The organism is Pseudomonas sp. NFX71, from assembly GCF_048079215.1.
Classification (GTDB): domain Bacteria; phylum Pseudomonadota; class Gammaproteobacteria; order Pseudomonadales; family Pseudomonadaceae; genus Aquipseudomonas; species Aquipseudomonas fluorescens_B.
The window spans coordinates 3,200,630-3,213,531 of the sequence record NZ_CP182230.1 but is presented as its reverse complement, the minus strand read 5'-3'; the positions used below and the strand labels follow the sequence as shown (position 1 = coordinate 3,213,531).

General features: G+C 61.3%; 11 protein-coding genes. All 11 read right to left on the bottom strand.

The window, feature by feature from the left end:
* Nucleotides 1-42: 42 nt before the first annotated feature.
* The 11 genes from ACM1ZW_RS14730 to ACM1ZW_RS14680 all read right to left on the bottom strand — a co-directional run bounded on the left by ACM1ZW_RS14730 (nt 43) and on the right by ACM1ZW_RS14680 (nt 12,869).
* Entirely contained in the window at nt 43-597 is a 555-nt protein-coding gene (locus ACM1ZW_RS14730; RefSeq protein WP_017336664.1) for a hypothetical protein, read from the bottom strand.
* Nucleotides 598-669: 72 nt separating this feature from the next.
* Complete coding sequence (locus ACM1ZW_RS14725; protein ID WP_031318424.1) at nt 670-1,386, bottom strand: TetR/AcrR family transcriptional regulator; 717 nt, start codon at nt 1,384-1,386, stop codon at nt 670-672.
* Nucleotides 1,387-1,488: 102 nt separating this feature from the next.
* Entirely contained in the window at nt 1,489-2,991 is a 1,503-nt protein-coding gene (lysS, locus tag ACM1ZW_RS14720) for a lysine--tRNA ligase (protein WP_017336662.1), read from the bottom strand.
* Nucleotides 2,992-3,061: 70 nt separating this feature from the next.
* Nucleotides 3,062-4,157, bottom strand: a protein-coding gene (gene prfB / locus ACM1ZW_RS14715) for a peptide chain release factor 2 (protein WP_139272976.1) whose coding sequence is annotated in 2 segments (ribosomal slippage) — nt 3,062-4,084 and nt 4,086-4,157 — 1,095 coding nt in all. Because the reading frame shifts where the segments join, the coding sequence is not laid out codon by codon here.
* Between the two features lie 248 nt (nt 4,158-4,405).
* The gene (locus ACM1ZW_RS14710; RefSeq protein WP_416740757.1) at nt 4,406-5,407 is read right to left on the bottom strand and encodes a diguanylate cyclase domain-containing protein; all 1,002 of its coding nucleotides are present in this window, start codon (nt 5,405-5,407) and stop codon (nt 4,406-4,408) included.
* 48 nt (nt 5,408-5,455) lie between these two features.
* The gene (locus tag ACM1ZW_RS14705) at nt 5,456-6,466 is read right to left on the bottom strand and encodes a chemotaxis response regulator protein-glutamate methylesterase (RefSeq protein ID WP_017336658.1); all 1,011 of its coding nucleotides are present in this window, start codon (nt 6,464-6,466) and stop codon (nt 5,456-5,458) included.
* Nucleotides 6,463-8,772 (bottom strand): hybrid sensor histidine kinase/response regulator, encoded by a 2,310-nt coding sequence (locus tag ACM1ZW_RS14700; RefSeq protein WP_017336657.1) that lies wholly within the window; start codon nt 8,770-8,772, stop codon nt 6,463-6,465. The genes ACM1ZW_RS14705 and ACM1ZW_RS14700 overlap by 4 nt, the downstream gene beginning before the upstream one ends.
* Nucleotides 8,769-9,449, bottom strand: coding sequence for a chemotaxis protein CheW (locus tag ACM1ZW_RS14695; protein WP_017336656.1), 681 nt, complete (start codon nt 9,447-9,449; stop codon nt 8,769-8,771). Before ACM1ZW_RS14695 ends, ACM1ZW_RS14700 begins: the two co-directional genes overlap by 4 nt.
* The gene (locus tag ACM1ZW_RS14690) at nt 9,446-10,714 is read right to left on the bottom strand and encodes a CheR family methyltransferase (RefSeq protein ID WP_414879480.1); all 1,269 of its coding nucleotides are present in this window, start codon (nt 10,712-10,714) and stop codon (nt 9,446-9,448) included. The genes ACM1ZW_RS14695 and ACM1ZW_RS14690 overlap by 4 nt, the downstream gene beginning before the upstream one ends.
* The gene (locus ACM1ZW_RS14685) at nt 10,711-11,247 is read right to left on the bottom strand and encodes a chemotaxis protein CheW (RefSeq protein WP_017336654.1); all 537 of its coding nucleotides are present in this window, start codon (nt 11,245-11,247) and stop codon (nt 10,711-10,713) included. Before ACM1ZW_RS14685 ends, ACM1ZW_RS14690 begins: the two co-directional genes overlap by 4 nt.
* Nucleotides 11,247-12,869 (bottom strand): methyl-accepting chemotaxis protein, encoded by a 1,623-nt coding sequence (locus ACM1ZW_RS14680; RefSeq protein ID WP_017336653.1) that lies wholly within the window; start codon nt 12,867-12,869, stop codon nt 11,247-11,249. Before ACM1ZW_RS14680 ends, ACM1ZW_RS14685 begins: the two co-directional genes overlap by 1 nt.
* Between the last annotated feature and the right edge of the window lie 33 nt (nt 12,870-12,902).

The following is a 12,902-nucleotide window of genomic DNA, read 5'->3' as shown; positions in this document are numbered from 1 at the left end:
CGTCCACCCGAAACTCCTGTAAGAAACCGTTATGTGCTGGGTTTATTTGGCTTTGGCCAGGCGCTGATAGCGCACGGCCTCGACGAAGACATCGGAGTTGGCCGGATCATCGAGGTAAGCGAAGACCTGATCCATGTCGGTGTTGATCAGCACGCCGTCGCCATCGTCCGTCTGAAAGCCCTCGCCGCTGAGAGCTTTCTGCCCCAGGGCCTGGTTGATCTGCTCGAGGTCGAGGTTGTAGACCACCAGTTCGTGCTTGTCGGTGAGTTCAAAACCGGCAATGGTGAAATGCCCGCCGAACTGCGCCGGCACTTTCGCCGACAGGTACCAGCGGCTGCCATGGCGCGAGACGGTGAAGGGATAGGCTTCGCGCTCCTTGGGTTTGGCCTTGAAGTAGCTGACCGCCTGATAGCGATTGTCGCCGATACGTGTCAGCTCCAGGTTCATCGGTTCGCCCCAGGCGTTGGTGCTGGTCCATTTGCCGAGTAATCCCTTGGGCGCAGGGTCGCTCGTGGGCAGTGGCTCCTTGAAAGTCACCAGGCAGCCACTGAGCAGCAGGAACGACAAGGCGATCACAACGACGCGCCAGGCTTTCATTCAACACTCCCTTTGAAACATACGCCGGCTTGATGTGGCCACCGAACCTGTGGAAGCGGGCACCACAATGGATCACACCGATGCCAATACCAAATGCATGTACCGCGTCAGGATGCCGAGCATTTCGGCTTCGGCGGCAGGCTCGGCTTCGTTGAGCAGCCCCTGATATTCCATCCGTCCGATAATCGCCGTCAACACTTTGGCATCTTGTTGGGGTTCACGGGAACCCAAAACCTGGAAAAGCTGACACGTGCCCTGCAGGAGAATTTGCTGGTGCGAGCGCACCAACTCCGCCAGGCGGGGGTTGAGCAACGCTTCCTGACGAAACGCTTGCTCGGCCATCAGGTGTTCGCGGCGGTTGATCAGTTGCCGATGGACATAGTCCGCCATCAACCGCGCAATATCATCCGCCAGTTGCGAGCGCGATTCGGCACTGCCGTCGCCGCTGACGACCATCTCGCGCAGAAGGCCTTCATTGTTGACCCACAACTTGGCCATGAACGCCGCGCTGCGCTCCACGTATTGGGCGAAGGTATCGGTGAGCAGGTCATCGATGTCCTTGAAATAGTAGGTGGTGGCCGACAATGGCACACCGGCTTCAGCGGCGACCGCACGGTGACGAACGGCCCGCACGCCATCGCGCACGACAATACGCATGGCGGCATCGAGAATGTCCTGTCGACGCTGCTCACTGCCCTGGCGGCTGGCCTTGCGGCCCTGGTACTGAACACTTTCAGCGACCGCAGTGGCGACACCCGCTGCACCTTCTTGAGCCATTGCGCGATTCACGGCAGGTATTCCTCTCTTACTTCAAAAGTAACCAATTGATACGTTTGTACCAGACAGGCAATAAAAAGCCGCCCATTTCAGGCGGCTTTTTAATTGAAACACTTACGCTTGCGGCCGCATGTGCGGGAACAGGATCACGTCGCGGATCGACGGGGAGTTGGTCAACAGCATCACCAGGCGGTCGATGCCGATCCCTTCACCCGCCGTTGGCGGCATGCCGTACTCCAACGCGCGAACGAAGTCAGCGTCGTAGTGCATGGCTTCGTCGTCGCCGGCGTCCTTGTCGGCCACCTGCGCCATGAAGCGCTCCGCCTGGTCTTCCGCGTCGTTCAACTCGGAGTAGGCGTTGGCGATTTCACGGCCGCCGATGAACAGCTCGAAACGGTCGGTGACGTTCGGGTTGTCATCGTTACGACGGGCCAGCGGCGACACTTCGAACGGGTACTGGGTAATGAAGTGCGGCTGCTCCAGCTTGTGCTCGACCAGCTCTTCGAAAATCATCACCTGCAGCTTGCCCAGGCCTTCGAAGCCCAGCACCTTGGCGCCGGCCTTCTTGGCGATGGCGCGGGCCTTTTCGATGTCGGTCAGGTCGTCAGCGGTCAGCTCAGGGTTGTACTTGAGGATCGAGTCGAACACCGACAGACGCACGAACGGTTCGCCGAAGTGGAACACCTTGTCGCCGTACGGCACGTCGGTGCTGCCCAGCACCAGCTGCGCCAGCTCGCGGAACAGTTCTTCGGTCAGGTCCATGTTGTCTTCGTAGTCGGCGTACGCCTGGTAGAACTCCAACATGGTGAATTCAGGGTTGTGGCGAGTCGAAACGCCTTCGTTGCGGAAGTTGCGGTTGATCTCGAACACTTTCTCGAAACCGCCAACCACCAGGCGCTTGAGGTACAGCTCAGGCGCGATACGCAGGAACATTTCCATGTCCAGCGCGTTGTGGTGCGTTTCGAACGGCTTGGCGGCCGCGCCACCCGGGATGGTTTGCAGCATCGGCGTTTCGACTTCGAGGAAGTCGCGCTTCATCAGGAAGCTGCGGATGTGCGCAATCACTTGCGAACGCACGCGGAAGGTCTGGCGTACGTCATCGTTGACGATCAGGTCAACGTAACGCTGGCGGTAGCGCTGTTCGGTGTCGGACAGGCCATGGTGCTTGTCGGGCAACGGGCGCAGGGATTTGGTCAGCAGGCGCACGCTGGTCATTTCAACGTACAGGTCGCCCTTGCCGGAACGGGCCAGGGTGCCTTCGGCGGCAATGATGTCGCCCAGGTCCCAGGTTTTCACCGCCGCCAGGGTTTCTTCGGACAGGGTTTTACGGTTGACGTAAACCTGGATGCGACCGGACATGTCCTGGATCACCATGAACGAGCCACGGTTGAGCATGATGCGACCGGCAACCTTGACCGGGATTGCAGCCTCTGCGAGCTCTTCCTTGGTCTTGTCCGCGTACTGTTTCTGCAAGTCTTCGCAGTAGTTGTCGCGGCGGAAGTCGTTCGGGAAGGCATTGCCCTTGGCGCGCTCGGCGGCAAGCTTTTCCTTGCGCAGGGCGATCAGGGAGTTTTCTTCCTGTTGCAGGGCTTGCGGGTCGAGTTCTAGGTCGCTCATGTCTTTAAAAATTCCATCACAGGTTCGTTGCCCCCGCCGATGACGGGGGACTTGAGGTCTTGACTGGCGGTTACAGCCCTTGTTTCAGGCTCGCCACCAGGTATTCGTCGATGTCGCCGTCGAGCACCTTGTCGCAATCGCTGCGTTCGATGTTAGTGCGCAAATCCTTGATTCGCGACGCATCGAGAACGTAGGAGCGGATCTGGTGACCCCAGCCGATGTCCGACTTGGTCTCTTCCAGGGCTTGCGAGGCGGCATTGCGTTTCTGCACTTCCTGCTCGTACAAGCGCGCCCGCAACATTTTCATCGCGGTGTCTTTGTTGGCGTGCTGGGAGCGTTCGTTCTGGCAGCTGACCACGGTGTTGGTCGGTACGTGGGTAATCCGTACGGCCGAGTCGGTGGTGTTTACGTGCTGACCACCGGCACCGGAGGAGCGGTAGGTGTCGATGCGCAGGTCCGACGGGTTGATGTCGATTTCGATGTTGTCATCGATTTCCGGCGACACGAACACGGCCGAGAACGAGGTGTGACGGCGGTTGCCCGAGTCGTACGGGCTCTTGCGCACCAGACGGTGCACGCCGATTTCGGTACGCAGCCAGCCAAAGGCGTATTCGCCCTTGATGTGCACGGTGGCGCCCTTGATCCCGGCGACTTCACCGGCCGACAGTTCCATGATGGTCGCGTCGAAACCGCGTTTGTCAGCCCAGCGCAGGTACATGCGCAGCAGGATGTTGGCCCAGTCCTGGGCCTCGGTGCCGCCGGAGCCGGCCTGGATGTCCAGGTAGGCGTTGTTGGCGTCCATTTCACCGCTGAACATGCGACGGAATTCGAGTTTTTCCAGGGACTCGCGCAGACGCTCGACTTCGGCGGCGACGTCATCGACGGCGGCCTGGTCTTCTTCCTCTGCGGACATCAGCAGCAGGTCTTTGGCGTCGGCCAGGCCGGTGTGCATTTCGTCGAGGGTTTCGACGATCTGCGCCAGCAGGGACCGCTCGCGGCCCAGTTCCTGAGCGTACGACGGGTTGTTCCAGACAGACGGATCTTCAAGCTCGCGATTGACTTCAGTCAGACGCTCATGCTTTTGATCGTAGTCAAAGATACCCCCGAATAGTTTCGGAGCGCTCGGACAGGTCCTTGATACTGTTAAGGATCGGGTTGATTTCCATGGCGGGCAGCACTCGTTGGCGAACTTTTGAAAGCCGGCGAGTATAACGTAATCAGACTGTCTCGGCAGCCCGCCTGGCGGCTTTAGCGGCGATTGATTAAAGCGGACACCGAGCAACCTGTGGCGAGGGAGCTCGCTCCCGCTGGACTGCGCAGCAGTCCCTTCGGTGAAAAAGGCCGCTGCGCGACCCGGCGGGAGCAAGCTCCCTCGCCACAGGGGGAATTTGCCAGGCGGAGATCCGGTCGCGGGTTACTCGATGCCGACCTGATTACGCCCATTGTTCTTCGCCAGGTACAGCCCCTTGTCCGCCGCCGAGATCAATTGCCGGCAATCGGCGCCCGGTTGTGGGGTCATGGTCGACAGGCCGATGCTGATGGTCAGGCTTGAGCCTTCGGTCGGTGAAATGTGCGGGATCTTCAGCGCGGCCACGGTCTGGCGCAGTTTCTCCGCGACCAGTCGCGCGCCCCCCGGCGTGGTGTTGGGCAGGACCAGCGCAAATTCTTCACCGCCATAACGGGCCGGCAGGTACGAAGGCCGGGCGCTGGCGTCACGGATGGCTGTGGCGACCTTGCGCAAGGCTTCGTCGCCTTCGAGGTGGCCAAAGTTGTCGTTGTAGGACTTGAAGTAGTCCACATCGATCATCAGCAACGACAATTGGCTCTGATCACGCAACGAACGGCGCCACTCCAGCTCCAGGTACTCGTCGAAGTGACGACGGTTCGACAGCCCGGTCAGGCCGTCCGAGTTCATCAGGCGTTGCAGCACCAGGTTGGTGTCGAGCAATTGCTGCTGGCTGACCCGCAACGCGCGGTACGCCGCATCGCGTTGCAACAGGGTCATGTAGGAGCGCGAGTGATAGCGAATACGCGCCACCAGCTCGATGTTGTCCGGTAGTTTCACCAGATAATCATTGGCCCCGGCCGCGAATGCCGCGCTTTTGATCAGCGGGTCCTCCTTGGTCGACAGCACAATGATCGGAATATCCTTGGTGGCCGGGTGATTGCGGTATTCACGCACCAGACTCAGGCCGTCGAGGCCGGGCATGACCAGATCCTGCAGGATCACGGTCGGCTTGATCCGGATTGCCTGGGCAATCGCCTGATGCGGATCGGCGCAGAAGTGGAAGTCGATGTTTTCTTCATTCGACAACCCGCGGCGAACCGCCTCGCCGATCATGGCCTGATCGTCCACCAACAACACCATCGCGGCGTTTTCGTCGGTTTTGAAGCCGTCGAGCTGTAAGTCAGTCATGTTCGGTCACCTGAGTACTACCTGGACCAGGATTGCTGCTAAGCGTAGTCATTTGGCGAAAATCTCCAGCAATCGTGGCGCTATCTTGTCCAGCGGGCGAATCTCCACAGCCGCGTCGATGGCCGCTGCCGCTTTCGGCATGCCATAGACTGCGCTGCTTTGTTGGTCCTGAGCGATGGTCAGGTAGCCCTGTTGACGCATGAGTTTAAGCCCCTGCGCGCCATCGCGCCCCATCCCGGTCAACAAAACACCCACGGCATCGCCGTTCCAGTAACTGGCCACGCTCTCGAAAAACACATCGATCGAGGGCCGATAGATCTCGTTGACCGGCTCGGCGGTGTACGCCAGCGTGCCGTTTTTCAGCAGGCGAATATGGTGGTTGGTGCCGGCCAGCAACACGGTGCCCGGCTGCGGCGGCTCCCCCTCCTGGGCCAGGCGCACGTTAAGGCCGCTGGCACTGCTGAGCCATTCGGCCATGCCGGCGGCGAACACCTGGTCGACATGCTGGACCAGCACAATGGCCGCCGTAAAATCTCGCGGCAAGCCCTTTAGCAGCACTTCCAGCGCCGCAGGGCCGCCCGCGGACGAACCGATGGCGATCAATTTCTGTCGGGAGCCCGAGTGGCGCAACGGACTCGGCGCGGGTCGCACCTGATTACCCTTGCCGCCGATCAGCCAGCTGATGTTCAGGATCTTGCGCAGTAGCGGCGCCGCGGCTTCCTGGGCATTGCCGGCACCGATCGCGGGCGTATCCACCACATCCAGCGCCCCATGCCCCATGGCCTCGAACACCCGATGCACGTTCTGCTGGCGGTCGACCGTGACAATCACAATGGCGCACGGCGTCTCCGCCATGATCCGTCGGGTCGCCTCGACGCCATCCATCACCGGCATGATCAGGTCCATCAGGATCAGGTCCGGGGTGTTTTCCACGCAACGTTGCACCGCTTCGGCCCCATTGCCGGCGACCCAGATCACCTCGTGCGCTGGCTCAAACGCCAAGGCACGGCGCAAAGCCTCTACCGCCATGGGCATGTCGTTGACGATTGCGATTTTCATGCCCGCGCTCCTCCGATGAGCTCAACCACTGCATCAAGCAGGGCGTCGTCATGAAAACTGGCTTTGGCTAGATAATAGTCGGCCCCGGCGTCCAGTCCACGACGACGGTCTTCTTCACGGTCCTTGTAAGACACCACCATAACCGGCAGCGATTGCAATCGATTGTCCCGGCGCAATAAAGACACCAGTTCGATGCCATCCATGCGCGGCATGTCGATATCGGTAATCAGCAGATCGAAATCCTCCGAACGCAGGGCGTTCCAGCCATCCATGCCATCCACCGCCACGGCCACGTCGTAGCCGCGATTGACCAACAATTTGCGCTGCAACTCGCGAACGGTCAGCGAATCGTCGACCACCAGCACCCGTTTGCGCGCCGCTTCGGGCGCCTGATTACTATGGCGGGCAATACGTTCCAGGCGACCGGTATTGAGCAGTTTATCCACGGACCGCAGCATGTCTTCGACGTCGACAATCAGCACCACCGAACCGTCGTCGAGCAAGGCGCCGGCAGAAATGTCCTGCACCTTGCCCAGACGTTCGTCCAGCGGCAAAACCACCAGCGTGCGCTCGCCGATGAACCGCTCGACCGCGACGCCGTAGATCGCATCACGCTCGCGGATCACCACGACCTTGAGCGTTTGGTGACTGTTCTGATTTGCCGGGCGCTGGAGCAATTGGCTTGCGGCGACCAATCCGACGTGCCGGCCTTCGTACCAGAAGTGCTGACGGCCTTCGACCTGCACGATGTCCGCCGGCTCCAGATCGCACATGCGCTCGATGTGAGCCAGCGGAAACGCATACGCCTCGTCGCCGACTTCCACCACCAGACTGCGCACCACCGACAGCGTCAGCGGCACTTCGAGGTGGAAACGGCTGCCCTCGCCCGCCGCCTGCTCCAGCACCACCGCGCCGCGCAGCTGACGAACCATGTGCTGAACCGCGTCCAGCCCGACGCCGCGCCCAGACACTTCGGTGACCTTGTCCCGCAGGCTGAAACCCGGCAGGAACAGAAACGTCAGCAGTTCCTCTTCGCTCAACTGCGCGGCGGTTTCCGGCGGAGACAACTGACGTTCGATGATGCTGCGGCGGACCTTTTCCAGATCGACGCCGTTGCCGTCATCGCTCAATTCCAGTACCAGCAGACCGGCCTGATGGGACGCGCGCAGGCGGATCAAACCTTCTTCAGGTTTGCCGGCCAGCAACCGTTGCCCCGGGGATTCAATGCCGTGATCGACGGCATTGCGCAGCAGGTGCGTCAGCGGCGCTTCGAGTTTTTCCAGAACGTCGCGGTCGACCTGGGTTTTCTCGCCCTCGATCTCCAGACGTACCTGTTTGCCAAGGCTGCGACCCAGGTCACGGACCATGCGCACCTGGCCGGTCAGCACATCGGCAAACGGCCGCATGCGACAGGCCAGCGCAGTGTCGTACAACACCTGCGCCCGTTGACTGGCCTGCCAGGCGAACTCATCCAGTTCGGCGTTTTTTTCCACCAGCAATTGCTGGGATTCCGCCAGCAACCGCCGAGCATCTTCGAGGGCTTCCCGGGCCTCCAGGCTCAAGGCCTGCTCCTTGAGGTGGACGTTGAGGTTTTCCAGTGCCCGCAGGCCGTTGTTCTGCAGGCGTTTCAAACGCTGCATGGTGGCCAGGTGCGGTTTGAGCCGCAGGGTTTCCACCAGGGATTTACTCGACAGGTCGAGCAGGCTGTTCAAGCGTTCGGCCGTGACCCGCAAGACACGCTCGCCGTTTTCGGTGGTGCGCTTGGTGTTACGCGGTGCGACGGGCTCGGCTGGCACCTCCGGCGCTTCGGGCGCGGCGATGACTGGCTCGATTTCTGGAGTCAACCGTTCGAGGGATGGGACTTCCGGACCGGTCATGAATGGCGCAATCGGCGTGCTGATCGGCGCGGCAAGTGCCAGCGGATCCAGCAGACGCCCCATCAAGCCCACATAACTATCGATGTCCGCCGGCGTTGGCCCGTTGTTCGGCGTAGCGATGCGCATCAGCAAATCGGTGCCCTGCAGCAAGGCATCAATGTGCTCGGGGCGCAGATACAATCGGCCTTCCTGGGCACTGACCAGGCAATCTTCCATCACATGGGCAACGCTGACCCCGGCATCGACCCCGACGATCCGCGCCGCGCCCTTGAGCGAGTGGGCCGCACGCATGCACGACTCGAGGTGCACGGCCTGGGTCGGATCGCGTTCAAGCGCCAGCAGACCCGCGCTCAACACCTGGGTCTGGGCTTCGGCTTCCAGGCTGAACAGTTCCAGCAACGAGGCGTCGCGCATTTGCTCGGGGGTCATGTGAGGCTCCGGGTCACGGCGGACAGCAACTGTTCTTCATCCAGCCAGCGCAGGCTGCGACCTTTGAATTGCAACACGCCACGGGTGTATTTGGCGCTCGCCTGGCTACCGGAGAGGGACGCCGCGTCGAGGGTGCGTTCGTCGATGGCATGGATGCCGTCGACTTCATCCACCGGCACCACCACCGGCCCCCCGTGGGCGGCAATGATCAACATGCGCGGCATCACGCGCGCGCCTGAAGCCACGCTGCTGGTGGCGTCCAGCCCCAGCAGTTCCACCAGCGAGAGGCACGCCACCAGCGCGCCGCGCACGTTCGCCACGCCAAGCAAGGCCCGGGAGCGCTGGTGCGGCAGGGAATGGATGGCTTGCAGCGGCGCCACTTCCACCAGGCTGCGGGTGGCCAGGCCCAGCCATTCTTCACCGAGGCGGAACATCAACAGCGAGCGGGTTTTCACATCGCTTTCGACCGCGACCGAGACTTGCCCGCAGTCATCCTGCTGCAACGCGTAGCGGTCAAGCAAACGCGTGGCGGCGGCCGAATACACCGCGCAGTTGCGGCAGTGAATATGGTCGATCAGCAGCGGGCAGGACTTGTCGCCGTGGATACCGATGCGGTTCCAGCAATCGTCGATGGCCTGGGCATCTTCATGGGTGAGGCTAAAGGTGTCGGCGGTCATCGTTTGCGCTCACTGTCTACGCGCTCGCTGCGGGCGGCGCGGTCCTGCAATCGTCGGGCGCCCGCCGTGTCGCCCTGGGATTGCAGCAAGGCCGCCAGGTGCATCAACGCGTCGGGATGTTGCGGTTCGAGGTACAACGCCTTGCGATAGAAACCCTGGGCTTCGAAAGCACTGCCGGCAACATCGCTGAGCAGGCCGAGCCAGTAAAACACCTGGGCCACCGGTTCATGGCTGCGCAAATAGCGTTCGCACGCGGCGCGAGCTTCGGCGCTTTTGCCTTCGTTGGCCAGTGCGGCGATGTTGGCCAGCAACGTGGCGGCGTCCGGGTTGACGGCTTTCACCACCAACGGCAGCGGCGTCACGGTTGCGAAAGGCCGGTTGCGAACGGGCGGCGGCGTCACGCTGCGCACCGGCTGGCGCGCCGGCAGCCGTGTCGGCACAAAGGCTGGAACAGGTTCAGGCGCCGGGGCGCTCTGGCGACTGAACGCGAAAGACTGCGCAATGCCAATCGAGCGCATGCCAAAGCGCCCCAGCAAACTGCCCTCGGCCGGGCCGATAAACAGCACACCATCGACATGGGTCAGACGCTTGAGCACTTCGAAGACTTGTTGTTGAGTCGGCTGATCGAAATAGATCAGCAGGTTGCGGCAGAACACGAAGTCATACGGTGGTTCGTTGGCCAGCAACGCCGGATCCAGCAGATTGCCGACCTGCAAACGCACCTGTTCCAGGACTCGCTCGCTGAGGCGGTAGCCATCGTCCGCAACGCTGAAATGCCGTTCGCGGAAAGCAAGGTCCTGGCCACGAAACGAGTTCTTGCCGTACAGCGCGCGCCTGGCTTTTTCCACCGACAGCGGGCTGACGTCCATGCCTTCGACTTTGAACTGGTGTGGCTTGAATCCGGCATCCAGTAACGCCATGGCAATGGAATAGGGTTCTTCGCCAGTGGAACACGGCAGGCTGAGGATTCGCAGCGCACGCATGTGGTTGATGTCGGTCAGGCGTTTGGTCGCCAGTTTCGCCAGGGTGGCAAAGGATTCCGGGTAACGGAAAAACCAGGTTTCGGGAACGATCACCGCTTCGATCAGCGCTTGCTGCTCATCCAGCGAGCTCTGCAAGGTGTGCCAATACTCATCGGCCGTCTGCGACCGCGATGCAGTGCTGCGCTGGCGCACGGCACGCTCGATGATCGCCGGGCCCACCGAGGTTACGTCGAGGCCGATGCGTTCCTTGAGAAAATCGAAAAACCGCTGGTCGCTGCTCATGGCCGCTCCTCAAACAACGCCGGATCCAGTGGCGGTGACGGAAACAGCAGTGCGCGAACCTGTTCATCCAGCAGGTCAGCGACACGCACCCATTGCAGCAAACCTTGCGCATCTTCGCGAACAGGTCCGAGGTAAGGCGCCTGGCGATTGTCGAGGCCATAAGGCTGGAAATCCGCCGGGTTGCAGCGCAGCGTGTCGGTCGCCTGTTCCAGGATCAGCCCGAGCAACTGCGCGTCAACGGTTTCGTCCGGGCGGTAATTGACCAGCACCAGGCGCGTGCTGGTGCGGGCCTGAGCCGGCAAACCGAACGTCAGCGCACTGAGGTCGATGACCGGCACCACCGCGCCGCGATAGGCGAACACTCCGGCGACCCAGTCCGGTGCGCGGGGAATCGGCTTCAACGGCAGACGCGGCAGCACTTCCGCCACCTCGATCGCTTGCAGGGCATAGCGTTCGCTGCCGATGCGAAACAGCAGAAACAACGCCTGCATCGCCGGCTTCACGGCGGTGCGTTTGGCCGTGAGTTCGCTCATCAGACTTTGAATCGCGAAACGCCGCTACGCAGCCCGACGGCCACCTGGCTCAGTTCGTCGATGGCAAAACTGGCCTGGCGCAGGGACTCGACGGTCTGGCTGCTGGCATCGCCCAACTGCACCAGCGCGTGGTTGATCTGTTCGGCACCGGTGGCCTGGGCCTGCATGCCTTCGTTGACCATCAACACCCGCGGCGCCAGCGCCTGAACCTGATGGATGATCTGCGACAGCTGTTCGCCGACCTGCTGCACCTCGGACATGCCGCGGCGCACTTCTTCGGAAAACTTGTCCATTCCCATGACCCCCGCCGATACCGCCGACTGGATCTCGCGCACCATCTGCTCGATGTCATAAGTGGCCACGGCGGTCTGGTCCGCCAGACGCCGCACTTCGGTGGCGACCACGGCAAACCCGCGGCCGTATTCACCGGCCTTCTCGGCTTCAATGGCCGCGTTCAAGGAAAGAAGGTTGGTCTGGTCGGCGACCTTGACGATGGTCACCACCACCTGATTGATGTTGCCGGCCTTTTCGTTGAGGATCGCCAGTTTGGCGTTGACCAGATCGGCTGCGCCCATCACCGAATGCATGGTTTCTTCCATCCGCGCCAGGCCCTGCTGTCCGGAACCGGCAGCCACCGAGGCCTGATCGGCAGCGGTGGACACTTCGGTCATGGTGCGTACCAGATCCCGCGAGGTGGCGGCGATTTCACGGGATGTCGCGCCGATTTCCGTGGTGGTGGCGGCGGTTTCCGTAGCGGTGGCTTGTTGTTGCTTGGAGGTGGCGGCGATCTCGGTGACCGACGTGGTGACCTGCACCGACGAGCGTTGAGCCTGGGACACCAGCGACGTCAGCTCGGTCATCATGTCGTTGAAGCCGGTTTCCACGGCGCCGAATTCGTCCTTGCGCTCCAGGTTCAAGCGGCTGCTGAGGTCGCCGGTGCGCATGATTTCGAGGATCTGCACGATGCGGTTCATCGGCGCCATGATCGCGCGCATCAGCAACAGACCGCAGAGGCCGGCGGCCAATATCGCCACCAGCAGGGAGATGCCCATGATGACTTTCGCGGTGATCACGGCATCATCGATGTTCGCAACATCAACATCTGCCACTGCTTTGTTTTCGCGAATGATGTCGTTGAGCTTCATGCGACCTGCGGTCCAGGCCGGGGTCAGCTGCTCGTTGAACATCTTGATGGCTTCGACCTCCTGATTACGCTTGTGCAGGTCGTGCACTGCGGCCAGGACTTTGTGGTAGTTCTCATGGAGCTTTTCGAAGACGGCGTACTCGACCTTGTCTTCATCGGTCGTCACGGTTTCCTGATATCGGGCCATCTGCTCCTGCAGGTGCGCTTGATAGGTTTTGGATTTTTCGGCCTCTTCAGCGCTAAAACCCTGCCCTTCTTTCAAGCCGAGCATTTCCTGGGTTTGCAGGTAAGTGTCTACCCAGGCGCTACGCACCATTGAGCTGTAATACAAACCGGGCAACGCGTCGTCGCGAACGCTGGCTTCGCTCGCTTCAATCTTCAGCAACCGCGAATACGAGACGACGACCATCAGCAGCATGATGGCGATAATCACCGCAAAGCTCGCCAAAATGCGTTGGCGCAACGTCCAGTTCTTCACAGTCAGTCCTCGGGGCCATTTCAAATGCCGGGG

Excerpts from the sequence above, each read along its gene's own strand:
- ACM1ZW_RS14730 (WP_017336664.1), bottom strand. The coding sequence starts at position 597 with ATGAAAGCCTGGCGCGTCGTTGTGATCGCCTTGTCGTTCCTGCTGCTC.
- lysS (WP_017336662.1), bottom strand. The coding sequence starts at position 2,991 with ATGAGCGACCTAGAACTCGACCCGCAAGCCCTGCAACAGGAAGAAAAC.
- ACM1ZW_RS14710 (WP_416740757.1), bottom strand. The coding sequence starts at position 5,407 with ATGACTGACTTACAGCTCGACGGCTTCAAAACCGACGAAAACGCCGCG.
- ACM1ZW_RS14705 (WP_017336658.1), bottom strand. The coding sequence starts at position 6,466 with ATGAAAATCGCAATCGTCAACGACATGCCCATGGCGGTAGAGGCTTTG.
- ACM1ZW_RS14700 (WP_017336657.1), bottom strand. The coding sequence starts at position 8,772 with ATGACCCCCGAGCAAATGCGCGACGCCTCGTTGCTGGAACTGTTCAGC.
- ACM1ZW_RS14695 (WP_017336656.1), bottom strand. The coding sequence starts at position 9,449 with ATGACCGCCGACACCTTTAGCCTCACCCATGAAGATGCCCAGGCCATC.
- ACM1ZW_RS14690 (WP_414879480.1), bottom strand. The coding sequence starts at position 10,714 with ATGAGCAGCGACCAGCGGTTTTTCGATTTTCTCAAGGAACGCATCGGC.
- ACM1ZW_RS14685 (WP_017336654.1), bottom strand. The coding sequence starts at position 11,247 with ATGAGCGAACTCACGGCCAAACGCACCGCCGTGAAGCCGGCGATGCAG.